The 26,023-nt window shown below is 45.7% G+C and carries 18 protein-coding genes and 1 tRNA gene; 8 read left to right on the top strand and 11 right to left on the bottom strand.

Annotation, left to right across the window (positions count from 1 at the left end; genetic code table 11):
* Position 1 precedes the first annotated feature (1 nt).
* The 6 genes from ABNK31_RS01650 to ABNK31_RS01625 all read left to right on the top strand — a co-directional run bounded on the left by ABNK31_RS01650 (position 2) and on the right by ABNK31_RS01625 (position 6,584).
* Positions 2 to 736, top strand: coding sequence for an outer membrane lipoprotein-sorting protein (locus tag ABNK31_RS01650; RefSeq protein WP_418894017.1), 735 nt, complete (start codon positions 2 to 4; stop codon positions 734 to 736).
* 71 nt (positions 737 to 807) lie between these two features.
* Entirely contained in the window at positions 808 to 1,377 is a 570-nt protein-coding gene (locus tag ABNK31_RS01645) for a TetR/AcrR family transcriptional regulator (RefSeq protein WP_418894016.1), read from the top strand.
* A 45-nt stretch (positions 1,378 to 1,422) separates the two neighbouring features.
* Positions 1,423 to 2,586, top strand: coding sequence for a hypothetical protein (locus ABNK31_RS01640; RefSeq protein WP_418894015.1), 1,164 nt, complete (start codon positions 1,423 to 1,425; stop codon positions 2,584 to 2,586).
* Positions 2,587 to 2,953: 367 nt separating this feature from the next.
* Positions 2,954 to 3,253 (top strand): DUF7577 domain-containing protein, encoded by a 300-nt coding sequence (locus ABNK31_RS01635; protein WP_418894014.1) that lies wholly within the window; start codon positions 2,954 to 2,956, stop codon positions 3,251 to 3,253.
* A gap of 82 nt (positions 3,254 to 3,335) precedes the next feature.
* Positions 3,336 to 5,798 carry a phenylalanine--tRNA ligase subunit beta gene (gene pheT, locus ABNK31_RS01630; RefSeq protein ID WP_418894013.1) on the top strand — a complete coding sequence of 821 codons (2,463 nt, stop codon included), beginning with the start codon at positions 3,336 to 3,338 and terminating at the stop codon, positions 5,796 to 5,798.
* 63 nt (positions 5,799 to 5,861) lie between these two features.
* Positions 5,862 to 6,584: a YebC/PmpR family DNA-binding transcriptional regulator gene (locus tag ABNK31_RS01625; RefSeq protein WP_418894012.1), complete on the top strand. Its 723-nt coding sequence runs from the start codon at positions 5,862 to 5,864 to the stop codon at positions 6,582 to 6,584.
* A gap of 37 nt (positions 6,585 to 6,621) precedes the next feature.
* Here the strand turns inward: ABNK31_RS01625 and ABNK31_RS01620 are convergent.
* The 8 genes from ABNK31_RS01620 to ABNK31_RS01585 all read right to left on the bottom strand — a co-directional run bounded on the left by ABNK31_RS01620 (position 6,622) and on the right by ABNK31_RS01585 (position 20,731).
* Positions 6,622 to 6,693: transfer RNA gene (locus ABNK31_RS01620), tRNA-Glu, on the bottom strand.
* Positions 6,694 to 6,760: 67 nt separating this feature from the next.
* A complete protein-coding gene (meaB, locus tag ABNK31_RS01615) occupies positions 6,761 to 7,864 on the bottom strand; it encodes a methylmalonyl Co-A mutase-associated GTPase MeaB (RefSeq protein WP_418894011.1) in 1,104 nt (367 codons plus the stop codon).
* Between the two features lie 5 nt (positions 7,865 to 7,869).
* On the bottom strand, positions 7,870 to 8,259 hold the full coding sequence (locus ABNK31_RS01610; RefSeq protein WP_418894010.1) for a DUF1573 domain-containing protein: 390 nt from the start codon (positions 8,257 to 8,259) through the stop codon (positions 7,870 to 7,872).
* A 78-nt stretch (positions 8,260 to 8,337) separates the two neighbouring features.
* Positions 8,338 to 9,618, bottom strand: coding sequence for a glycosyltransferase family 4 protein (locus ABNK31_RS01605; RefSeq protein ID WP_418894009.1), 1,281 nt, complete (start codon positions 9,616 to 9,618; stop codon positions 8,338 to 8,340).
* Between the two features lie 93 nt (positions 9,619 to 9,711).
* Positions 9,712 to 15,564 (bottom strand): alpha-2-macroglobulin family protein, encoded by a 5,853-nt coding sequence (locus ABNK31_RS01600; RefSeq protein WP_418894008.1) that lies wholly within the window; start codon positions 15,562 to 15,564, stop codon positions 9,712 to 9,714.
* A gap of 212 nt (positions 15,565 to 15,776) precedes the next feature.
* Complete coding sequence (locus tag ABNK31_RS01595) at positions 15,777 to 16,346, bottom strand: pilus assembly protein N-terminal domain-containing protein (RefSeq protein WP_418894007.1); 570 nt, start codon at positions 16,344 to 16,346, stop codon at positions 15,777 to 15,779.
* Positions 16,347 to 16,688: 342 nt separating this feature from the next.
* Positions 16,689 to 19,667, bottom strand: coding sequence for a PEP/pyruvate-binding domain-containing protein (locus ABNK31_RS01590; protein WP_418894006.1), 2,979 nt, complete (start codon positions 19,665 to 19,667; stop codon positions 16,689 to 16,691).
* A 140-nt stretch (positions 19,668 to 19,807) separates the two neighbouring features.
* Complete coding sequence (locus ABNK31_RS01585) at positions 19,808 to 20,731, bottom strand: DMT family transporter (RefSeq protein ID WP_418894005.1); 924 nt, start codon at positions 20,729 to 20,731, stop codon at positions 19,808 to 19,810.
* A gap of 135 nt (positions 20,732 to 20,866) precedes the next feature.
* Between ABNK31_RS01585 and ABNK31_RS01580 the strand changes: the two genes are divergently transcribed.
* Together ABNK31_RS01580 and ABNK31_RS01575 are read left to right on the top strand one after the other, a co-directional pair.
* Positions 20,867 to 21,433 carry a Crp/Fnr family transcriptional regulator gene (locus tag ABNK31_RS01580; protein WP_418894004.1) on the top strand — a complete coding sequence of 189 codons (567 nt, stop codon included), beginning with the start codon at positions 20,867 to 20,869 and terminating at the stop codon, positions 21,431 to 21,433.
* A 68-nt stretch (positions 21,434 to 21,501) separates the two neighbouring features.
* On the top strand, positions 21,502 to 21,948 hold the full coding sequence (locus ABNK31_RS01575) for an SRPBCC family protein (protein ID WP_418894003.1): 447 nt from the start codon (positions 21,502 to 21,504) through the stop codon (positions 21,946 to 21,948).
* A gap of 38 nt (positions 21,949 to 21,986) precedes the next feature.
* Here ABNK31_RS01575 and ABNK31_RS01570 read toward each other — a convergent pair whose 3' ends face one another.
* The 3 genes from ABNK31_RS01570 to ABNK31_RS01560 form a co-directional block, all read right to left on the bottom strand.
* Positions 21,987 to 22,889: a hypothetical protein gene (locus ABNK31_RS01570; RefSeq protein WP_418894002.1), complete on the bottom strand. Its 903-nt coding sequence runs from the start codon at positions 22,887 to 22,889 to the stop codon at positions 21,987 to 21,989.
* Positions 22,890 to 22,953: 64 nt separating this feature from the next.
* A complete protein-coding gene (locus ABNK31_RS01565; RefSeq protein ID WP_418894001.1) occupies positions 22,954 to 23,664 on the bottom strand; it encodes an HmuY family protein in 711 nt (236 codons plus the stop codon).
* Positions 23,661 to 26,006 carry a TonB-dependent receptor gene (locus ABNK31_RS01560; RefSeq protein ID WP_418894000.1) on the bottom strand — a complete coding sequence of 782 codons (2,346 nt, stop codon included), beginning with the start codon at positions 26,004 to 26,006 and terminating at the stop codon, positions 23,661 to 23,663. The genes ABNK31_RS01565 and ABNK31_RS01560 overlap by 4 nt, the downstream gene beginning before the upstream one ends.
* Positions 26,007 to 26,023 lie beyond the last annotated feature (17 nt).

The raw sequence follows: 26,023 nt of genomic DNA, 5'->3' as shown, positions 1-26,023 counted from the left end.
TATGAAGAAGATTTTTTACATACTATTTATCACGTTAGTTACCGTATCTGTTTCGGCTCAGAATGCGGAACAGATCATTCAAGAGGTCGACAAAAATATTTCGGCGAAAAGCCAAATAGCGGAATCGACGATGACGGTTCACGGCAAACGCAACAGCCGCACGATGACTGCAAAGAGTTACACCATAGGGGACGAAAAATCGTTTACGGAATATCTGTCTCCGGCACGGGAAAAAGGTACGAAAATGTTGAAACTCGCCAAAGAGATGTGGGTTTACTCCCCCTCCACCGATCGTACCATCATGATATCCGGGCACATGTTGCGCCAATCGGTCATGGGTTCCGACCTCTCCTACGAAGACATGATGGAGGATCGTAAACTGACGGAAATGTATACGCCCACACTTGCCGGCGGGGAAACCATCGACGGACGAAAGTGTTACGTGGTGAAACTGACGGCAAAAGTGAACGACGTGGCCTATCATTCTCAGAAAATGTGGGTGGATACCGAACGCCTTGTGCCTTTGAAGCAGGAACTGTACGCCAAAAGCGGGCAACTGCTGAAACAAATCACTTTGAGCGACATCAAACGGATACAAAACCGCTGGTTTCCTACGAAGATGAACTACAAAGATATGCTGAAAGACGGTAAAGGAACCGAATACACGATCACAAACATCCAATTTGATAAGGACATTCCCGCAACCATTTTCAGTAAAGCAAGCTTAAAACAATAAATTGATTCAAGATTACAAAATTATTCCACAATAAAGAATTTATTGAATTGTGAAATCGTGAAATATAATATATGACTAAAAAGGAGCAAGACATACTGATCGCCGGTAAAAAATTGATCTTTCAATACGGGATAAAAAAAGTATCCATAGAAGAGATATGCCAAGAGGCGAACGTGAGCAAAATGACCTTCTATAAATATTTCCCCAATAAAGTAGAACTCGTCAAAAAGGTTTTTGACACCCTTTATGAGGTACAGATAGACGCTTATTTAAAGATGATGCGGTCGGATATTCCTTTTTCCGAAAAAATGAAGAAGATTCTTGAAATGAAGAGGACGGGGTCCGCCGAAATAAGTAAGGAAGCTCTTAAAGAAATATTCAAACATTCCGGCGATGAATTTTCGGCATTCTTCGATGAATGGATTGAACGTTCGGTGAAAGTGGCGATCGAGAGTTTTGCGGAGGCGCAACAACAAGGATATATACGGAAAGATATTAATCCGAAAATCTTGTTGGCATGGGTAGAGAGAATGGCGGATTTATTGAGCGATGAAAGGGTGTTGGACGAATACGATAGGGTGCCGGATTTAACGGAAGAACTGGCTAAAATGTTTCTTTACGGAATTCGCGGGGAAAGATGAGTTATGAGGGATGAGGGATGAGGGATGAATTATGGATTATGGATTATGAATAGGTATAATAAGAAAATCGTACACTGGACTGCGTTATTCGTCCTGTTGTTTTCAATGTCTTTACAAGCGCAGCAAGATAGTGCGCAAAACAGGTCGAAGCCGTCATTCCATTTCAGCGGGCAACTGTCCGGATGGGGACAGTACGCTCCCGACATTGCTACCCCGGTGTGGATAGGCGGGCGGTATATTCCGCAGGCAAACTTCGAAATTCCTTTGAAAGATTCGAAGCTGATCGATTTCGAAGCTTCCGCCAATCTGTTCGGAGACATCGGAATAAACGCGTTCGATGATATTTCGGCCGAAGGAAAAATAAAACCTTACAGAGCATGGGCGCGCTATTCGTCGGCAAAGACGGAAGTCCGGCTGGGATTGCAGAAAATCAACTTCGGTTCGGCGCAGATGTTCCGCCCGCTGATGTGGTTCGACAGCATGGATCCGCGCGATCCGCTGCAATTGACCGACGGCGTCTGGGGCGGACTGTTCCGTTACTATTTTCAAAACAACGCCAATATCTGGCTGTGGGGGCTTTACGGCAACGATAACCGCAAAGGATGGGAAATCGTTCCTTCCTCCCGCTCTTTCCCCGAAATAGGCGGGCGAGCACAAATACCGATACCGAAAGGCGAAGGCGCGCTGTCCTATCATTTCCGGAAAGCCGGTGCAACCGGTTACGGCTATGACGATAACATTGCCGAAAACCGTTTCGGGCTGGATATACGCATGGATGTGACGGTTGGCCTCTGGCTCGAAACATCGTGGACGCGATTAAACCGGAATATAGGGGCATTCACCAATCAACAGATGCTCACAATCGGCACGGATTACACCTTCGGCATCGGAAACGGACTGGGAGTTACTTTCGAACAGTTTTTCTACTCTTACAGCGAAAAAGGAATCGACGCAAACAATTTGCTCAGTTTTTCCGGCCTCCGTCTCTCCTACCCGCTTACGATGCTCGATAACCTCAGCGCCATCGTGTATTACGACTGGGAAAACCTCCATTTCTACAACTTCCTTCACTGGCAACGGCAATGGGACAATCTTTCCCTCTACGTGATCGGCTATTGGAATCCCGAAAGTTATGCCATTCCATCACAAACGACAAGCAACCGTTTTGCCGGAAAGGGCTTGCAACTGATGGTGGTCTGGAATCATTAATAAGTGCTCCCATCACTTTAGAAAACAGTTGCTCTTATAGGATATTTCAGTCATTATGAATAATGATTTAAAACATACCTTTTAAACCAATTAGGAACTCGGATGGAATTTATATGGATTATCATGGATGAATCTTCTTGTATCTCTGCAATCATGGTTAATTCTTCAGACGAATTATCAAATAAATAAACTTTATATCCTATTCCACGTAATATTTTTTCTATTTCATCGGATGATGGACAAGATAAATCGGCTAAAGTCATCTCTCTTAGAAGAGATATACAAAAGACTCTATTCTCTTGATTTTTATTTCATGCACTTGGATATTGAAGGAAATTTATATAATTTTGCCAAAAATCAATTCACAATGAAACATTGTCCCAACTGCGGCTCAGAAGTAGAAGATAGTTTTGACTTATGCTGGAATTGCAACTATCATTTTTCCGAAGGAAAAGTCGTTGATATTGCCGAACGGCATCTATTAAAAAAAGAAATTGATTGTTTGCGATGCCATGTTCCGATGTCGTATGCGGGAAACTATAAGTTTCATGAAGGACAACGCTTGGGATTTTTCGGAAATCTGTTTGAATTCTTTGTTACCCGGCAATCCTTCGACCTTTATGTATGCCCTAAATGCGGAAAAGTGGAATTTTTTGTGCCTCAGTAATTTTTTATACCCTCATTTTTTTTGTACTTTTGAACAATTTTTCGGGAAACGACCTTTCCGAAGCGATTAAATATTTCATAGAATGAACATTTCATACAATTGGCTGAAAGATTATCTACAGTTTAGCCTGTCCCCGCAAGAAACAGCCGATGCGCTTACTTCCATCGGCTTGGAAACAGGAAGCGTAGAGGAAATACAAACCATTAAAGGAGGCCTGGAAGGGTTGGTTATCGGCGAGGTGCTGACCTGCACGCCCCACCCCAACTCCGACCATTTGCATTTGACCACCGTCGAGGTGGGCGGTGACGAACCGCTTCGCATCGTCTGCGGGGCGCCTAACGTAGCCGCCGGACAAAAAGTCGTAGTGGCAACCATTGGTACGGTTTTGTATTCCGGCGATGATTCTTTCACTATTAAACGTTCCAAAATACGTGGCGAAGAATCGTTCGGCATGATTTGCGCTGAAGATGAAATAGGTATCGGCAACTCCCACGACGGCATCATCGTTCTTCCCGGGGACGCACCCGTCGGAATGCCGGCCAAAGAATATTATAACGTTAAAAGCGATTTTGTACTGGAAGTAGATATTACGCCCAACCGTGTCGATGCCGCATCGCATTACGGCGTGGCGCGCGACCTGGCGGCCTGGCTCAGACAAGCGGGAAAACCCTATACGCTTACTCCGCCCTCTGTCGAGGCTTTTCAGATCGACCGGAAAGAAGGAGGTATCGACGTAACCGTTGAGAATACGGAAGCCTGTCCCCGCTACTCCGCCCTGACCATTCGCGGCGTGGAAGTGAAAGAAAGTCCCGATTGGCTGAAAGATAAGTTGACCGTTATCGGTTTGCGCCCTATCAACAATGTGGTGGATATTACAAACTTTGTCCTCCATGAAACGGGACATCCCATGCATGCTTTCGATGCGGCTTACATCCCGTCCGGTAAAGTGTCGGTACGCACCTTACCCGACAAAACGCCGTTCGTTACGCTCGACGGGCAACAACTCGAATTAAGCGATCAGGACCTGATGATTTGCAACGAAACGGAAGGCTTATGTATTGCCGGCGTTTTCGGAGGCCTGCGCTCGGGAGTGACGGAAGCGACGAAAGATGTTTTTCTGGAATCGGCTTATTTCCATCCGACCTGGGTACGGAAAACCGCCCGCCGGCACGGACTGAGCACCGACTCGTCGTTCCGTTTCGAACGCGGCGCCGACCCCAATAATACCATCTTCGTATTAAAACGGGCAGCCTTGCTGATTAAAGAACTTGCCGGCGGAACTATTGAAGGCGACATAAGGGACGCGTATCCCTCCGTCATAGAAAAGCCGAAGGTGGCTCTCAGCTATCAAAAGACCTGTTCGCTCATCGGAAAAGAAATACCGAAAGAAACGATAAAAAGTATTCTGAACAGTCTCGAAATAGAGATTGAAGAAGAGACCGGCGATGCGCTGACTCTTCGCATTCCGACTTATCGGGTGGACGTCTTACGCGATGTGGATGTGGTGGAAGACATTTTGCGTATCTACGGATATAATAATATAGAAATAGGAACATCTCTCAAAGGAAATCTTTCCTTCGAAACGCCTACCGACCGGGCAAACGCTTTACAGGCATTGATTTCGGAGCAACTTACCGCGAACGGGTTCCACGAAGTCATGAATAACTCACTGACTAAAAGAGCCTACTACGAAAACAATGCATTATATCCTTTGCAGGAATGCGTCGCATTAATCAATCCGCTCAGCAACGATCTCAGTGTCATGCGCCGGACATTGCTGTACGGAGGGTTGGAAAATATCGCTTATAACCGGAACCGGAAGAATAATGACCTGCGCTTGTATGAGTTCGGGAATTGTTATCGTTTCGATACCGGCAAAAGAAATGGCGATAAACTAACACTGGCAGAATATGAAGAAGAAACGCATCTCGGTTTATGGATATGCGGAAAACGAACCCGTAAAAATTGGGAGGCAGCAGAAGAGGACGGTTCGGCCTACGAACTGAAAGCATACGTCGAAAACAGTTTGAAAAGATTGGGACTGTCGCACCAACGCCTTGTTTTCGAACCGTTCCATTCCGATATCTTTTCTTCGGGAATACGTATTTCCACCCATGCCCGAAACATCGGTCAATTCGGTATTGTGACGCGCAAGTTGCGAAAGGACTTCGATATCGACAGCGAGGTATATTATGCCGAATTAAACTGGAACGCGATTCTTAAAGAAACGGCTAATCACGAAGTTCAATTTACCGAGATTCCCCGCTATCCTGCCGTAAGCCGCGATTTGGCCTTACTGGTGGACAAAGACGTGACTTTCGCACAAATCGAAAATATCGCTCGTAAATCGGAGAAAAAACTGTTGAAAGAGATTTCGCTTTTCGACGTATATGAAGGTAAAAACCTTCCGGCCGACAAAAAATCGTATGCCGTCAACTTTGTATTGCAAGACAACGAGAAGACATTAAACGACAAGCAAATCGATGCCGTGATGAAGAAAATACAATTGAATCTGGAGAAAGAGGTCGGGGCGGCATTGAGGTGATAAAATTAGAGATTAGAGGTTGGAGATTAGAGATTAGAAATAAGTACAACTCAAACAAACAATATGGGCAGAGCATTTGAATATCGTAAAGCAAGAAAAATGAAACGCTGGGGAAACATGGCCCGCGTGTTCACGAAAATAGGGAAAGAAATTACCATCGCCGTAAAATCAGGAGGCCCGGAAGCGGAAACAAATCCACGTCTACGCATGCTCATTCAGCAGGCTAAAAAAGAGAATATGCCTAAAGAGAACATCGAAAGGGCTATCAAAAAGGCAACCGACAAAGATGCTTCCGATTACAAGGAAATGATTTACGAGGGATACGGTCCTTATGGAATCGCTATTGTAGTAGAAACGGCAACCGATAACCCTACTCGTACAGTGGCAAACGTTCGCAGTTATTTTAACAAACATGGAGGATCTCTCGGCACTACCGGAAGCCTCGAATTTATGTTCGATCACAAATGTGTTTTCCGGGTGGCTGAAAAAGACGACATTTCTCTGGAAGATATGGAATTGGAACTCATCGATTATGGTGTGGACGAAGTACATCCCGATGAGGACGAGATTGTTATTTACGGAGAATTTAAATCATATTCCGACATCCAATCTTATCTGGAAGAGAACGGCTTTGACATCCATTCGGCGGAGTTCGAACGCATTCCGCATGACACGAAACCGTTAAATGATGAGCAACGGGCGCAAATAGAGAAATTGATCGAGAAATTCGAAGATGATGACGATGTACAGAACGTATTCCACAACATGGAAGAGACGGAGGATTGATGAGAGATTGAATAAAGATTGATAGAAGATTGAAAAGTAGCGCACAGCAGAATCGAACTGCTATTGCCTGCGTGAGAAGCAGGATTCCTAACCGTTAGAAGAGTGCGCCTCTTTATAATCAGATCGCAAAGATACGGATTCTTTCGGTACGTTGTTATCCGAAAGAACCGTTTTTTTCAATTGTCTTGGTCATAATACGCATCCAAAGCTTCTTTTGCGGCAACAAAAGAACTTTTCCGTGCAGAAAGAACATCGGCTTCCAATTTCGGCATCAAGCTTTCAATAAAAGGATTACGATAAAAATCGTTTTTAAGCCGCTCGTTGATCGTTTCATACATCCAATATTTGGATTGTTCATTACGCTTCCGGTCGAAATAGCCGCTTTCCTTTACGAAATCGATAAAACGATGAACCATATTCCACACCTCTTTTATTCCTATCTTGTAATACCCTGAATAAGTCAAGACCTCAGGACTCCATCCCGACTCGGAAAGAGGATATAAGTGCAACGCATTTTTGAAGTGGCGGGCGGCCATTTTAGCCTTGTCGATATTATCTCCATCCGCTTTATTGATAATAATGCCATCGGCCATCTCCATAATACCCCGTTTTATGCCCTGCAATTCGTCTCCCGTACCCGCTAATTGAATGAGCAGGAAGAAATCGACCATGGAATGAACGGCCGTTTCGGATTGGCCTACACCTACCGTCTCTACAAAAATATAATCGAATCCGGCCGCTTCACAAAGAATAATGGTTTCACGGGTTTTACGCGCTACGCCGCCTAACGAACCGGCAGAGGGAGAAGGGCGGATAAATGCATTTTTATCTACCGATAACTTTTCCATCCGGGTTTTATCACCCAAAATGCTCCCTTTGGACCGCTCGCTTGAGGGATCTATGGCAAGGACGGCTAATCTATGTCCCTGTTCGATAAGATGCATTCCGAAAGCATCGATGGAGGTACTTTTTCCGGAACCGGGCACGCCGGTAATTCCCACACGGATAGACTTGCCGGAAGCAGGCAGACACTTCTCAATGATTGCCTGAGCGACAACCTGATGTTCGGGCTTGGAACTTTCCACAAGAGTCACCGCCTGGCTCAACACGGCAATATCTCCTTTAAGAATACCCTCGGCATATTCTTGTGCCGTGTAAATCTTACGATAATCTTTCCGGACTTGTCGCAGATAAGGATTGATACTCGGAGGGCGGGTTATGCCTTTATTTACATTCAGCCCTAAATATTTTGAATCATTTTCAGGATGATGATGGGCCATTTATTTTATCGCCTTTTAGGGATTACATTTCCTTTGATCGTGAGTACATATACCGTATCGGGTACATTGGTATATACCGTAATGGTTTTATTAAATGTTCCGGGACGCGCGGTAGTGGAATATTTGGCTGTTATTTCTCCGTCTTTTCCGGGTAAAACCGGCTCTTTCGTATATCCGGGTGTCGTACATCCGCAAGAGGCCGATACACGTTGAATAATTAAAGGACTTTTACCCGTATTGGTAAATGCAAACCGCGTAGTGACCGCTCCTATTTCTTCTTTAATCGAACCGAAATCATGAACAATATTTTTAAATTTAACTTCGGGCGCCGATTGCGCAAAACCCATGCTTAATCCTATTATACCAAAGAGCACTGCTAAACAAATCTTCTTCATATTATATATACCTATTTTGTTTCTTTTCTTATATGTTGTTTACGATGTTAATATAACAATTTAGTTTAAGGAGGGTTTTTATTTTAACGTTATTTCCGCTTTACTAAAATCAGATGAGAAAAGACGTTCCTCTCTATCCGTAATTTTCGGGGGATCGAATCGCGACAAAGATTTCAAGTCGTTGAAATATACATTCGCCAGGCTCTCCCAGCTTAAATCGCCCACAGATCGATATCCGGCCGATTGCATTTTTCGCCTAAGTTCTTCATCCTCTAACAATCGTTGAATGTGAATAATATAATCCTCAGCCTGATTCGGTTCACATAAGAAACCGTTCTGTCCGTTATCCACCAGCGATTGTGATCCTCCGCCACGCGCAATCACCGGCACACACCCGCAAGCCATCGCTTCGACCACCACATTCCCATACGTTTCGGATATGGAAGGAAAGATAAAAACATCGCAGGAGGCATATAACGTCGCCAACTTCCGATGATCTATAAAGCCCGTAAAAACAGCATCTTTCATACGTTCCCGGGCTTCCGCCTCCGCAACGCCGTTACCGGCGATGACAAAATTCACTTTCCATCCTTTCGCTCGGACCAGATCATAAATATCGAACAACGTTTCCAGATTCTTTTCCCATACGAGGCGCGAAGCAAAAAGAATGCACGGATAATCGTTCCCCGTAAGTTTTTTCATAAAACTCCTGTCTCGTTTTGACGGATTAAACAACGCCGTATCCAATCCGCGTTGCCACAATTTCAACCGTTTTTTTTCAATGCCGAAAGAAACTAATTCGTCTATAATCTGCCGGGTAGGAACATATACAAGGGTACAGGCATTGTAAAATTTCAAATACCATTTTTTGATCAATGACTCTGCCGGACGAATGAGAAAAGGAACATATTTGAAATAATACCTCATGTAAGATATGAAATGGGTATGATAAACCGATAAAACGGGAATTCCTCTTTTCTTGGCATAATCCAACGCAAAAAAACCAAGAGGAGAAGGAGTGGAAATATGAATGACGTCCGGCTCGAACTTCGAAAGCGCAAACCAGAGCCTGATCTTGGCCAGTCTCGGTAAAGCGGCTTTATAGCTTATATTTAAAGGAATCGTAATAGCAGGTACTTTTACGACCTTATGGGGAAAAGAATGCTTGGGGGGAGTGCCGCAAAAAAACAGATATTCAAACCCTTCCGGGGGAATTCGATCAATCAGTTGATACATTGTTTTTATCGCCCCGTCAAAATCCCGGATCAAGATATCGGCAAAAAAAGCGACTTTTATAGTTTTATGTTCCAAATGCTCCATTCTTTTATATTCGTTATCCCATAAAGGGTCCCTGATCATAATTTGTTCTACGCATATTATGAAGAATGGGTATGCAAAGATAAATTTTTTAGTCGAATGCCGAAAATTGAAACTCTATAAAATTCTCTTCTTCTATTTCTCAACCCGGACACGCATTCCTGCCGTATGAGCGGTAAATTCCGGCGCATAGAGACATTGTATCGTTGCAATGCCATTTGAATAATCTCCCGTACGCGTCACATAAGCGGCATATTCCAACACATAAACACCCCGGGAAAGATGATCGAAATAGAAATTCGTGGAAGCATCCTTTGTTGCCTGATAATAGATCGTTGCGCCTTGCCAACGTACTCCCGAAATTTGCTCGACAGGTTCGAGGAAAGCGCCCCGCATATCTTTCAGATGCACAAACTCGATATCCCTGTCGGTACGCACGGTCAACCGGACGACCACTTTGTCGCCGATCTTTAACGGACGGCTTTCATTCACCTCGACCAGTTTCGTACCCGAAGCGTCCGTTTGCTCCGTGAACAAACGCTTTTCCACGTCGAGCGAAGCGTCCGTCGTTACAATCTTATCCAACTCTTCGAAATATTGGCGGTATAAGGCGCCCCAAACCGGCTGATTGCCTTGATGGATGACTTTGGCCTGCCCCATTTCCGGACGTATTTCCGACCGATTCCAAACCTTCTTAAAATAGCCCGTACCCGCCTCTTTGCTGTCCGGCTCTACGACCTCTCCCCCTAAAACCACCGTGGCGGCCGTCCCTGCATCGGAAGAAAACCAGTCGTTTCCGGTACTTAACAAGGCATACACGGCGTCCATCGTGGCATGCGTCGATTCCCACTGCTGCGTCTGTTTCTGCTTGAGCAGCCATCGCTTCATTCCATCCATTTCGGACGGTTTTGCGCCGCCCAATTGAAAAGCCTCCATAATAAAAGTGTGTACGGATACGGTCGATTGGGACATAAACACACGACTGCGATTATTCGCCCAAAACATGCCTTGCTCCACATCTGTCGTCGCATGCTCCCGATACGACCGGAGGATATCGTTCACCACGGATGCGTTCCCTTTCCGATGCATAATTTGTGCGATGATAGCCCGTTCATACAGTCCGTAGCGGGTCCAATTTTTTTCGAGAACAGAGGTATAGAAATCTGTCATTTGCGTCAAAGCATCGCTTACGGGATACTGGGGATAAGCCGAACGCACGTACAAATATTCCAAATCATATACCGGTATGGTTTGTATTTTGCGCCAATCGCGGTTTCCTTTCTTCAATTCTTCAAAGCGGCTGAGCGCTTCGGAATCGATGTACGACACCGCTTTTGCCTGCATAGAGCGAATGTCGTCGGTAATCGTTCCTGCTTCCAATTTTTTTAACTGATCGAAGCCATATAGAATATAATGAGTGATGGTTACATCCGGCCGGAACCCTTTAAACCAACTCCACCCGCCTTGCGAGGCCTGTAAATCTTTAAGTTTGTCGATGGCGGCGTTCGTAAGCATCGTCGAGCGGTTGAGATCGAACAACAACGACAATTTCTGCTTCTGCTCCGATTCGTTTTTCGCCTCCAATACCCATGGCGTTTCTTCCAGCAACACGTTTTTCAACTCCTCGTTTTTTTCGAGATTCGATAAAAAAGTATCCGCATCGCCACCCTGTTTCTTCCACGCATCAATCATCCTTGCCACATTGGGATAGGCTTGGGAAATATGATATCCCAACGTGTTGGCGTAATACGAGGCGAACCAGCTCACGGCATTATCGCTTTGCGGATTACTGAGCACCGGCAACGCCTGCACGGCATACCAAGCAGGATTAGAAGCGAACTCCAGTGTCAGGCGATACTCTTCGGCGCTGCCGGAAGTCTTATGGACCAATTGATCCATCGAAAATTCTTTCGTCTCATTGCCATTCACATCCAAACGCAGGCTTTCCGTGACCATCATACGGTTCGGAAGCACCGGCAGCGCATGTTGCTCGCCGTCGCTGAATGCATCGCTCCGGGCGACAATCCGCACGCCGATGATATCAATATCCGACGGAACATCGAATGTCCACGCCGCATCGGACGAAACATCCTTGGCCAAAGAGAACGGCTGGGACTGATTTTCCACACCTTTGTCCTTTATCACTTCATCGGTTACCGGGTCGAAAAATTCTAATGTTACCGTACCGTTTATCGTTTCACTGGACAGGTTCGAAATCTTCGTTGAGATACTTGTCCGGTCGCCATGACGAAGGAAACGCGGCATATTGGGTGTAACCATCAGTTCTTTCTGCGATACGGCGAAAGCTTCGGCGCTGCCCGTATTCAGGTTCTTGTCATGCGCCAGCACCCGGAAGCGCCAGCGGGTATTGCTTTCGGGAACCGTGAACGCGATTTGCGTCTCTCCTTTTTCATTGGTTCGCAACTGCGGATAGAAGAACGCCGTTTCATCGAACCGTCGGCGTATTTGAACAGCCGCGTTTTCGTCCTGTAGGCCGGCAGCACCGTCTTGAACGGTCTCTTGCGTGCTAAATGCCGCTACATCCGCCACCGAAACCGCTATTTGATTATGAGATTGCAGACTCGGATCCTCTCCGGCAAGGGAACTTTCCTCCATAGCAGAAAAGGTAACAGACTTGGCGCTACGAAGCATTGCAATATTATAACCACCTCTCATCAACAACCCAAACCAATTAAAAACATCGAACTCGAACGCTTTTATAGGATTAGAGTCTACCGTCGAATTCCACTGAGCCGTTTCTTGTCCGAAAGAAGCGTTTCGATAGACGGCAGGAGCGGGCACAGAAAGATTAGACGGGAACGTTGATAAGTTCCAGTTGACGGAAGGGAAAATTTTATCCAGCGAAAAGTCATACATCGAAGCCAGCACCTCCGCGACGGCGGGATTCCCGGCATTGTCTTTCACCGTGAGGCGCCATTCTTCCTGCGAACCGGGACGGATTTTATCGCGAAAGACATCCAAAGACACCTTCAGTTCTTTATTTTCTTTGCGCAAATCTATTTCCGTCCGATGCATATAAAACTTTTCTTTTTTCACATACGAAAGCATCAACGTCACTTGCTTGCCGTACGATGCTTTATAAGGCAATGAAAACAACCGGTTTTCATTATTTAAAACGATCCACTTGCGCTCGAGAAGCGCGTTTTCTTTCCACAATTCGTAGAGGACATGGACGTTCTCATCGGAAACGCCTAAGATGACTTCGGCTTTTTCAGCCGTTCCGAACGTACCGTTTTTTACAATAAACCAGTCATTCGTTTGGATAGGCGGGCGGGCATCCGCATAGGAATACAGCACGAAGCTGTTCTCCGCAGTCACTTCGTTCCCCCGATCATCTTTCGATTTGAGAACGAGTTTATATTTTCCGGAAGGAATATCCTTGAGTTTATTCTTCAACTCTTTTTGTTCACCCGTAACGAAACGGCCTTCCCATATTTGCGTATCAATAGAATCGTTCTCTTGCAAGGAAAACAATTGATAGGTTCCTTCCGCCGGGATATCGTTTCCATCGAGGTTTTTGGCGGAAATATTCAACTTGTTGTCGCTGTTTTTTTCTACTTTATCGGAAATATCGGCTTGCAATATCATCGAAACATCGCCTACCGCCACGGTATACGTTCCTGTTTGCGTTTCTCCATTCACATCCGTTACGGAGGCCTCTACGCGGAACGAATAGGCAGAGCGCAAAAGCGTATTGCCGGCATCGGTCTTTTGCGGAGTAAACGTTATTTCAAAGGCGCCGTTATCATCTGTCTGCGTCACTCCTTCGGCAAAGTGATCGGCAGGACGTCCCCAATTTCCCCACCATAATTGTTGGCGGGAAACGCGATACGCCACCTCGGCACGTTGTAATTTTATGCCTGAGAAGTTCTGCGCAGCACCTTTCAACGTCACTTGTTCATTGAACTTATACGTCTTATCGATTTTATCGAACGTAACTTCAAAGGTAGGACGTTTATACTCTTCGACTCTGAAAGGAACGCGCCCATGGTCCGTTTCGATAAAGAACGAGCCCGTTAACACCCCCTGAGGTAACACAAACTCGCCAGCCACAGAGCCGTATTCATTCGTAGTCAATGTTTGTTTGCCCTGTTCCTGACGGTTCGTATCGTATAAGATGAAATCATACGGTTTGCCGGATACGAGTTTCGCCTCTTTATCTCCGGATGAACGGGCAATCGCCTTGAAATGGACTGTTTGTCCGGGACGATAAATGCTTCTATCGGTGAAAATATCGATAATGGTTTGCGGCGTGGTTTCCGCTATGTCTTCCGAAAAATAATAACCGGCAGACGGCAGGCGGCTCAATTGAGACCCGCGATCTCCGTCGACAACAGCTTGATAAAAGACATCGTAATTGGGAATATCTTTTTGATAAACGGCCAAACCTTCCTCATCAGCAAGAATGGTTTTGACAAGAGTCAACGATGAATTGTTCCAGTTTCCAGGCAGTTTATAAATATTGATCTTCGCATTTTTCACAGGTTTGCCGGTCGATCGGTTAACGACGAAGAATTCGTAACGATCTTTTTTTAAAGATCGGCCGAAAGCGGCTAAATCGGAAACGGAAAAATAGAAATCATGCCCGTTAGAACGATTATCGACTTGTTTATTCGCCGCCTCGAATTCCAATTTATAGGCTCCCGGTTCCTTTATATCGATGGAAAATGCCGTTTTACCTGTTAAATAGACCTCTTCGGGAGGCAATGGAACAGATATTTCCTTTACAAACGTTTTCTTCTCGTTTTTCTTCAAATTCTCATTATACCGGTCAAAAACAGGCATTTCCACCCGATAGAGCCTGGCTTTTAACGAGGATAGATTTTGATAAGTCAAGTTTAATTTTTTTTCGCTTTCAGGCGTGTATGCATTCTCCCCTGTAAGCGAGAAAGAGGGTTGGGTAAGGGCCGATAATTTACTTTTTAATAAAGCAATACGCTCATATCGGGGAAAGGCCTCAATATTTTTTCGCAACAATTCATAGAGTTTTTTCCGGGCATCCTTTTCTCTACGGATATTATCGTCCTCCGCTCCCGGAATATTGGCAGAGAATAACTTCGCCTGATAGATATCCACTATCTTATCGACAATTTCCACGCTAAAATCCTGATTCTCCCATTTCCGGTACATCTTTTCGAGCGAAAGAAACGCATAGTTTTCGTAAGCAGAATACAATTTTCTCAGATAATCCGTTTTCTCCAATTCGATGAGGACGGTCGACTGCTCCAATCCCCTTCCAGACAACGACGAGAGCAATCTGCGGTACATTTCCAACGCCCACAGGTTATATTCCTCCGGTTGGGGGTTAAAAGGCAGCTCGACAAACTCTTCCAAGGGCGCGAACAACGATTCCTGTGTGATGTGTTTCCGCGCTAACGACCGGCTTAAATCGTCATCCTCCTCCACTTGCGGGAACAACTCGATGGCGCGCTTTGCCAAAAAGTCATACATTGTCGGGAAGAAACGGCGCGAATCCTTTCCCAATTCGATGACGGCGGCATAGTGTTCGACTTTCACTTTCAGCAACTCGTCTGCCGGGGCGACCGACTTCGCCACATGCTCTACAGCCTTATCGTAAAAGATATTTTTCGTCCATTCATTCATATCCCTGGGAACAAAGCCCGATAGTTGCGTACGCTGATCAATGTTCCAGCGATCGTTCTGATAATATTGGAGATACAATTCACCTAACATGGAATGCAGGACGGATTGCTCTATCGGATCGGAACTTTTCGAAAGCATTTCGTTCAAATGAACGAAGACCAGCGTATCTTTTTGGCTATCCAATACACTGTCGTATTTCCCCTGATGAATAAGGGCCTTGATGACTTGCGGGCTGTTTTTGTCGGCAATCGCCTGACGTAATATCTTATTAACTTCGGCGGAAGCGGATTGGGGTAGCGATTTTTTTTCGTATGCAGCTACCGCCTGCCATTGGGTTTCATAATTTTTTGTCGTCTGTTTCATTTGTGCAGAAATACTAAAAGCGTATGCAAACACTATGCAAAGGAAAAAACATCTTCTCATGTCGTATGCTGTTTTAAACTGTTGGTGCATTATCTTCTGATAAACAAATCACAGGCCAATTAGTTGAAAAAAAATAAAATGAAAAGCCGGTTCGAAAATTCTCCGAGCCGGCTTCCGGTTTGATCTCTTTTACTGTTTTCGTTCAAAAAAACCTATCCGGCCGCAGGAGCCACAACCTCTACCGCGAAAGTGGCGCTGTTCTTCTTATCTTTATCGGTTACCGTAATTTCGGTTGTTCCGGCTTTCACGCCGGTTACGGTAATCTTGGCATCCGTAACCGTTGCGGTGGCTACCGTCTTATCTTTCGGTTCGGCAGCATAAGGAGCCTCGCCTCCGGCAACCGTAACTTCAACGGTCTTACCCTCCTCCAATTTCTCTACTTTGGCAGGAGTAAATTTCAGTACGGCAGCATCTTTCACCGTTACCGAAAGTGTTGCGCTGTTATTATCCTTATCTTTCACTGTGAAAGTAGCTTTTCCGGCTTTTACTCCTTTTACGCTAATTTTACTTCCGCTCACCGTTAATTCAGCGGTTGTTTTATCCGTCGGGGTTACTGTGTAGGGAGAAGTTCCTCCGCTAACGGCTACATCGACGGTTTTGGCTATTTCTACTTCTACAGAACTTGGATTAAGAGTCAGATTTTTCTTATCATCTTCTTTGTCACAAGACGCAACGAACAAACATACGAGCATTACACTCAACAAATAACTTAATTTTTTCATAAATCTACGTATTCTTTAAATTAATAATTGGTTTATGTCGAAGCGCGATTTTCGAGATCACATAAAAAATACGACGCTTACGGATATATTGATGCCACAAACCTTCTAATTGCTGCAAGAAGTAGATGTTTTAACTTTTTTTTTAAATACATTGAATGATTTGTTCTACCGACAAACGAGATTTCGGTGTACGGGAGGACTGATTACTATCCTCCGGATCCCTATAACCGACAGCGACCGCAAACAGCCTCTTGTAGCCGTTCAATTGTAGATTTCAAGCGGACAATTCTCCCTGTCCCCCCGTCCCCTTGTCTCTCTGTCTCCTTGTCTCCCTGTCTCCTATCACGGCTTCATCACGACTCCCAGTTTCTTTTTCCCGTTAATTTTGATGACTAACGGATGCTCGAAACGGACATGCCGTATAAAATCGGTTTCGAAGATTGCCGGTTGAGCATTCAAATAGGCTTCGTCGAAAAAACCGCCGCCTTCGACAAAAGGAGTGATCGTAAAATAACCGACGCCAAACGAAGTAAGGTTTTGAAAAAAGTGAGTCCCTTGGCTCGGTTCGATACGGTAGTCTTTCAAGGCCGATTCGGCAATGACTTTTGCCCGGCTGATGTGTGTCCATTTGACGGGAATGCCCAGCCACGGGTCGGAAGATCCCCAACGACCGGGACCTACCAATACATAATATGCATCGCGTTCGGTGAACTGCCTGTTCAGTTTTTCGATTTCTCGGGCGATGAGCGAGTTATTCGCGGCTTGAAATGCAGCCGTTTTCACATACACCGCATCGTATACATCGGACGAAATACCATTACCCAATGCATTGTTCGAAAACAGCACCGTATCATTCACATCCGTTTCTTCGAGGTTTTCCTGCACCACCTCCCGGTTATCGACAATGGGCCTTATCTGCAACACATAAAAGGCCCCGTGCTGTTGATCGATAATATCGGCGGCAAACTCGATTTCGACGGGGCGTCCCATCTCCTCCTGCCCGATCTTCAGTATTTTATCGATCGTGTCCGCCAACGGGAACATGCCATGTTGAAGAATATTCGCAAACGAAACGATCTTCCGCCCGCCTTCATAATAGCCCTCACGGATAATCTGATCCTGCGGATCGTAGGTCGACGACAGAAAACGCAGCGGGCCGTTCTTATCTGCTTCCTTTAAACGGATTTTCGCCAGATTGAATCCGTCATCGACCCTGAACTCCTTCGAAAAAGATTCCATGTCCAACGCGTAAAAAAGGGTTTGCGTATCCCTCAGTGCAAAATCGAGCGTACTCAGTTGCAAGATATTCGACGGATGCAACGGTGAAAACCGGAGTCCGGTATTTCCGTCGACAATATATTTGCCCAGCCCCATCGCCATATTGACGATGCCGTCGCCCGGTTGTTCGTTACCGATGGGATAATAGTTAATGGAACGCGCAACACCCGATATGGCCGGATAATAATAGTTGCCGTATTGCGACCCGACGACTTCCTGCAGGACGATCGCCATTTTCTCCTGCTCGATCAGATTCTGCGTAGCAGCCATATACGCCTTACTGTCTTTGTAAAACACCGACGCATAGACCGCTTTGACGGCATCGCTCAACAAGTGCAACATCTCGTACTTATCCGTCACATTCGGTATCATATACGTAGAATACACTCCGGCGAAAGGCTGATAGTGCGAATCTTCGAGCAAGCTCGACGAGCGGATGGCTATCGGCGCCGAAATAGCCTCGAAAAAGACCAGAAAATCGCCCGCCAACCGCTTGGGCAATTTGGCCGAGAGGAAATGCTTCAGGATATCCTCATCCGGCAGGTTCGAGAGGGCAATGTCGTAAAGCCGGTTGGCTTGCATGAACTCATCGAAAATATCGGTACACAACACCACCGTTTTGGGTGTAATGACCGGAAAATTATCGTCGTTATTCAGTTCGAGATGCGTTTTCACAATCTGCCCGATAAAAGCCAGTCCGCGCCCTTTGCCTCCCAAAGAATCTTCACCGATGCGTGCGAAATTGGAATATTGGTCGAAACGGTCTTTTTCAAACACCGCAATAACTCCCGTATTTTTCATCTTGCGGTATTCGACAATGGCTTCGTAAATCAACTCGAGAGCATCGTCCATGGAAGCGTAAGCCGTCACGGGAATCTTTTTCAGCATTTCGGCTACGGGAAACATTGCCCGAGTATAAAAGAACCTCGAAAAATGATTGCGCGACAAATGATAGTATAGTGAATCCTTCGGAATACGCTTGATATTGAGTTGCAATTCTTTCAGGTTTTTAATCCGGAAAATCTCCTGCTTGGTATGCGGAGCGACAATGATAAAATCGCCGAACCCGAAATTATCCTTAACGGTTTTCTCCAAATCCTGCGGAAACGTCTTCGAGTTCTTATCGATAAACGAAGCGTCTATCCGGACGGCATATTCCCGGTTCTGACTTTCGGAAGAGGAATAAATAATCGGAATATATTCATCCTGTTCGCGGATCCATTCGCCCAGCTTTTTTCCGGCAAGTTTGTCCTTCTTTCCTTCCCGATTGAAACTCATATCGGACAACACCCCGAGCATGTTATCACCGTACTTCTTATACAAGTCGATTGCCTCTTCATAGTCACGCGCCAACAATATTTTAGGGCGGCCACGCATACGCAACATCTGCAAGTGGGCGTTTAGCGCCTCTTTCGAGAACTCTTTCGAAGCCGAAAGCACGTAATTGAAAAGTAGGGGTAGCTCCGCAGAATAAAAGCGTACCGAGTCTTCCACCAACATGATGGTCTGAACACCTACGGTTTTCACATCATGCTCCACATTCATCCGATCTTCAATCAGTTTGATAATGGCCACCAGTAATTCGGTATTTCCCAACCAACTGAACACATAATCGATTCCGCTCAAATCCTCTTTTTCCAAGGCCCGCGTAACCGCTTTCGAAAAAGGCGTCAGCAACACGGTCGCTATTTCAGGATAATCCCTCTTCACCTCCTTCGCCAACTCGTAAGCATCGCTATTATCCATATTCGGCATACAAATAACCAACTCGTAACGATTCGATCGAAGTTCCCGAATCGCCTCTTTGTTGGTGCTTACCTGCGTAAAACGAGGCGGATAACGTAAGTTGAGCGACGTATATTCGTTGAAAATCTGTTCGTCCACACGGCCGTCATCTTCCAACATAAACATATCGTATTTCGACGCAACGATCAACACATTATATATACGCTTATTCATCAGATTGACGAAAGGCGTATCCCGAAACCGGAAGCGGCGTATGTCATGCGACTGCACGACAGAAGGAGAAGTTGTAAATTGCATACTCGACCAAATTAAATACTTTGCAAAATAAATAAATAAAAAAGAGCGAGTACAAAGTAAGTACAAAAAATATTTACCTTCGTACTTATCAGGATAAAAAACCGGTTACAGAGCAATTACTCCTGAAAACATTGTTCCTGTTAGGATTTTATCCGTGTAACTTCTTTGCGGTATTGCTCGCGCGATTTACTTTGCGTCACAATATAGACTCCGATAAATATTAATACAGAAGCGAAAGCCTTCATCCATCCGAAGGAGCCTACTCCCAACCATACGGAAACTACCGTCCCGACAATTGGTTGAACATAATTATACATGCTGACGAGGGTCGGCCGAAGGGTTTTTTGACCGACCATTATCAGCAGATAGGCAAAAAAAGTTCCGAATAGAACGACATATCCGATTTCCAGCCAGACAGCCGAGGGAAACGAACTCTTCATCATCTCCGAAAGGCTGTTCCATGAAAGCGGAATGAAACACAGCGCGGCATAGGTAAACATCCATTTCATCAGAGTAAGAATATGATAACGACCGATAAAACCACGGAAAATGGTCAAATAACAGGCAAAACTGATCTGGGCAAATAAGCAAAAAAGATCACCAAGGACGTTTCCGTAAATCCCGGAGCCGGTGTGATTGCTTATTATGAGGATTAAGGCACCGGCAGCGCCGATCACAACACCGGCAATCTTCATCGGCGTGGCCGGCTCTTTAAGGAACAGAGCGGCCAATATCAGCGTGATAATAGGCAGAGACGTGGTAATAATCGTCGCATCTACCGGCGAAGTAAGCGACAAGCCTAAAATGAATAATCCTTGATTAAAAACGATAGCCAGGAGGGCTGCAAAAAACAATTTTACAAAATCGCGTTTAGCCACTTTTTCTTTAGGAGCGAATAAGGAAGCGGTCCAAAAACAAACAGCTCCCCCTATCATCCGCATAGCAGCCAACGATATACCGCTAATACCGGCATCCATCGCTAATTTACCCACAGGAGACATAAGCCCCCATAAACAACCTGCCGCAAAAAGGGCGAGATGAGCTTTCGCTATCTTGTTATTCATATTCTTTCTTTTCCTAAAACAATCTTACAAACGAAAACTTACAACGGCAATCAGGATGCCGCCAGTTTCCGGAAGACAAAGGTACTGCTTTCTTTTATTAAAGTAATGGCTATTTTTGTGTAAAAATCCATCGATATGAATCAAATAGAAAAATATCTCAGCATCTATTTTACTATTCAAGAGGATAAGCTATCTTCTGTTGCGGCACACTTTGAAAGAGTAGTTCTTAAAAGAGGGGAGCTTATTTTAAGAACAGGACAATATTGTAAAAAAATGTTTTTTATAGAAAGCGGCATTCTTCGAGTATCGGCACTAAACGACGGCAAAGATATTACTCAATGGATTGCGACAGAAGGCCAGTTCGGTACGGATTTAAATAGTTTCATGCTGAATCAGCCGGCAAGATGGAATATTGAAGCAATCACCGACGCGACCTTATACTTTATATCCAAAAGCGACTACGATACGATCGGTACGGTGATCCCCAATTGGCCTGAATTGGAAAAAATCTTTCTCGTGAATTGCTTTACAACCATGGAGAATCGAATTTTTCAATTTCTTTCACTCAATTCGGAAGAACGTTATCTCCGTTTTTTTCACAACAACAAGCGCCTGTTCAATCAAGTGCCTTTGAAATACTTGGCATCCATGCTGGGAATGACCGCTGAAACGTTCAGCCGGATAAGGAAGAAGAATTCTTGATAAATGTCAAGAACTCTCTTATCAAAATGAACGATCTTTGTTGCGTAATACAAAAATAGCTGTCCGTTATGATAAGAAAAGAAATAAAATCTGAAGTAATTATTCACGCTACACCTAAGATAGTGTGGGAACATCTCATTAATTTTGAGAAATATAAAGAGTGGAATCCCTTCATTTTGTCGATAAGCGGAAGCTTGGCAAAATCGGCAAAAATGGAAGTTGAGATAAAACCTCCTAACGCCAAACCGATGAAATTCAGGCCAACAATTATTACGGTCGATGAAGGCAAGGAGATCCGGTGGATAGGGCGGTTATTCATAAAAGGATTATTCGATGGGGAACATTATTTCAAATTGGTGAAAGAAGGCGACACAACGCGTTTCATTCAAGGAGAAATCTTTTCCGGGATACTTGTACCTTTTATGAAAACGATGATTGAGAGAAACACGTTAGCCGGTTTTCAAGAAATGAATCTGGAATTAAAGAAACGAGTAGAATTATCTGTTTGCGAATGATTTATTAAAATGATTATCCGTCAAACCGCCCGGGGCGATTAGACGGTCGGAGCATTATCAGGCCCGGATTTCTTACGATCGGTTTTCTTTTTGTATGAGGCATATCCTATGCCGGCGGCCAAGAGGATAAAAGCCACAAGAAGAATGATCATTTCGGTTTGATGCTCTGCCGGCTCGGTCCATATTTCTTTGAAGAAATTCACCCGTCCCAATATCTCCACAGGAACCCAGAAAACAATGACGGTGGCGATGGAAAAACGAATATTGGCTCCCCAGGAACTGATTTTCAACTGTCGGATAAACATAAAGATCGCGCCGATGAAACAGCCGAGCCCCACCAAAAACGTCACCGGATGATGATCGCCCAGAAAATGACTGTCATAACAAAACATAAGCAACAGATAACTGGTCCACAGAATCATGTTCAGTTCCATAAACGTAACGATCGAGGTATGGCGTGTCATGGGACGTACCACGATCGCATTCTTTTTATTTCCGAAGAACACTTTCTGGCACCAGTTGAAGAAATTGCAGCCCGTTTTTGCACTAAACAAATATAATAGCATAAACATCGCCCAAAAGCCGAATGTCGCCGGGAACAACAAATACTCCGGCTTGGTAACAACTTCGCCGTTGACCATTTCGGGCTGCACCCCGTAACGGCGGGCATAATACATCAATATAAACTCGATCCATCCCGTCCAGAACAACAATCCGCCAAAAAGTCCCCATAGCGTTTGGCGCGTATCGCCTTGGGCAAACACGCCGATGATAACCATCACGAGTCCTACCGCTCCCATAGTAAATGCCGCATAATGCATGGCCGTAGGGGTCATCCAATTTTCCATCATAATCATGAGCGCATGCCCCAACGGCATGGCAAACAAAACCATAAAAAAGGAAGCTAACGTCTTCCACACATTATTCTTTGAAATGTCCATTATAAATTCAATTTAATGATTTAATGATTCAACAATTCGCTTGACCTTCAATAACGAATGGCCCTTATTCCAGTTCGTCGCAATAATAACTGATTCTTCCGCCGGTATCCCCTATTTCGGTGTTCGCATCATACCAACTGATGATTTGTATTTTGAAAAATCTCTTTCCATCAGCCGTGCGCACCGCATAGGTATGAAAAGAAGGAGTATACACAGGAGGAGGCCCTGAAAAACTCATCGATTGGGCTAATACGGGATTAGCAGAGGTCAGCATCTTTGCCGGCCCTCTGTTCGGATCGAACCACGGATTCTCATTAAAATCCAACTGATGCTCGATCAAATATTTATTCCAATCGTTCTGCGACATGGTGACATACACATCCGTATCGGTATCTTCAACCCATGGGGCATCCACAGGAAGCTGGCCGGCGCTTGTCCACCGATCGTAATTTCCATACCCCAAATCGATGGCACCTCCCAAGCCGTCGCCGCTCGTTCCGCTATTCGTCCGCAAGCGGTATCCGCAGAAAGCCAAATCCCAGTCGGTACGGTCTCGCTGTTCCCCTTCGGGGATGTCGCGGTTTGGAGCCAGAGCATTAAAACGCTCTCCCGTTCGAAGATTAAAATAAAGCCAATCATTGGTCACGCCGGTCGAATAACCGGTCACACGAGGCAATGTTTTTCCTTCAAACGGTTCGGCATCGTACTTCACGCACGAAGATACGGACAAACCGCCTAACATTAACAATAAAATGGATTTTATTATCGCTTTCATCTTTTCCTATTAAACACGTTCTTTACGTCATCGAGTTTGAATTCCAATTGTATATGCGCCCGCGTACCCGGTGTAGCCGGTATATTGAACATGGTAATCCCCGATCCCAACGTGCGGGGTTTATAGTTGAATATATTATCGACGCCTATGGTCAACCGTATCCTGTTGCGGAATGTTTGCGACACGGACACGTTGCAAAGCGTGTATGCAGGCAAGTCGCACCGAAAATAAGCATCGTAGCTGCGCCCTTCTTCCTCCACAAACACACGGTCTTGCACGTCGAACTCCTTGCCGCCCATGAAAGAGGCGTTGAAAACGGCGGACAATTGATAATCCGGTTTGCGGTAGCGGTACTCCAGGCTGCCGGTGGCGGCATGCGGCGAAGAAGTATTTACCTGAATGCCCTTGTTTTTACTTACATCCACAAACGAATAGGTGCCGTTGAGCGTAAAGTTATCAGTCATGCGCCAGCGCGCCAATACCTCGCTTCCTAACAACTGCTGGCTTTCGAGATTGGCATACTCAAAATTATATTGCATGTCATAAATCCTCCATACGCCCTCTATTTTATTCCGGAAGAAGTTGCTGTATAGCGTTCCGGAAAGGAACAGGCGCTTGTTGCTGTATTCGGTTCCGAAAGAAACATAGTTGTTCTTTTCGGGACGCAAGTATTCATTGCCTTTGATTTGGAACATCCCCAAGTGATCCCAGTTGAAAAACAACTCTTTGATGGAAGGAGAGCGATAGCCCATGGAGGCGTTGGCGCGGAAGCTCCATCGTTCGTCGGGCGAGTACTTGACGGCCAACTTGGGCATCCCCATAAAACCGAAGACACGCGAGAAATTGGTGCGGATACCCGCAGAAAGCATCCAACGCCGATTTACCGTCCATTCGTCTTGCAGGAAGTATTCAGTTTCCCTCAGCGAGCGGTTGGTCATCACACGGTTTACAAACCGGTCGCTCGTCAAGTCATCGGTAATATGCTCGATGCCGAAAATCAGGCTATGCCCGCGGAAGTAATCGCTGGTGACGGATAGGCGAGGCTGCACGATACGCGACTTATAGACTTTCAGCCGCTCATCGATGCGTTCGTGGCGTTTAAAACGGTCGTAAAAGTCGCTGTGCAAACTACCCGTCACGGTAAACCGGTTTTTCAGGCGGTACGTAACCTTCGCCCCTCCGGTAAAGTCGCGCGACTGTGAAAAGTTCAAGTCCTGTATCAAGTCGTACGTATTCATAAAGAAAGCACTGCCGTAGAGCAACACGGTAAGGTTTTCGTGCGGCTCGTACCAGAGTTTCTGCGAAGCGGAAACATGTTCCGTGCCTTCGATGCCCATGGGCGAACGGGGCAATACGCTTTCCAATACGATATCGTGAGGCAGGAAAGGATTGGCTTCCTTCGTATAGACCTTCCGGTCGTTTTCGGCCTGATAGAGATAGAAGGCATCGCTCGAACTATACCATACATCGGTCTGCGAAGTAAAGGCGCCCGCCTTGAAACCACCGGATGTCCAAGCTTGGAAGTTGGGACGGTCGGCGTTTTTCTCGAACATATACAGGAAATCTTTCTTCGAAGGGTTCTTGTAGTTGCGTTCATTCATCTGCCCGTAGCGCCCACCGGCGTCGATGCTGAGGGGCCGTGCACTCTTTTTGGTGATCAGGTTGATGACGGCTCCTGTGGCCCGAGAACCGTACAACGTACTGCTGGCGCCTTTCACAATTTCGATGCGGTCGATAGCATGGAGGTTGAAACGCTCGTAATCGAGGTTACCCGCCATGTCGCCGGTCATACGCTCACCGTCCATCAGGAAAAGTACATGACGGGCATCCAGCCCCTGCATGGAAATTTCGTTTCCGAAACCGACCTTTTGGATGTTCAATCCCGGCGTTTCCTGCTGCAAAGCCTGTTGCAGGTTGGCGTATCCGGCATCGACCATCGCCTGCCCGCTAAGCACCTGCGTGGTTACGGGAGACCGTTTAAGCGGGCGCTCGGTGCGGGAACCCGTTACCACGACTTCATTCAAGCCCAATACGTCCTCTTCCAGATAAACCACCGGAGAAGGCTCTCCGGCGGATATTTTACCGGACAGGGGAATATATCCCAACATCGTGATGCGGTAGTAACCTTCCCCGCGCGGCGGCAGGGACAGCGATACGTTGCCGTTTTTGTCGGTAACGGCATATATCGCCCCCCGCATATCCTGCCGGGGGGAATAAGCGACTTTCGCCCCTGCCACCGGCAGTTCGGTCCCTTTTTCGAGAAACCGCAAAGAAACTCTTTCCTGCGCCAAGGCTGTAAATGCCGTAAGGAACAGGCACGTCATTAAAAACAGTTTTCGCATCCTTTTTCTCCGTTCTC

The sequence above is a fragment of the Limibacterium fermenti genome, from assembly GCF_041902845.1.
In the GTDB taxonomy this organism is placed as follows: Bacteria; Bacteroidota; Bacteroidia; order Bacteroidales; family Dysgonomonadaceae; genus Limibacterium; species Limibacterium fermenti.
Note: the sequence above shows the minus strand (reverse complement) of the source record. Positions and strands in the feature narration are given on the sequence as shown.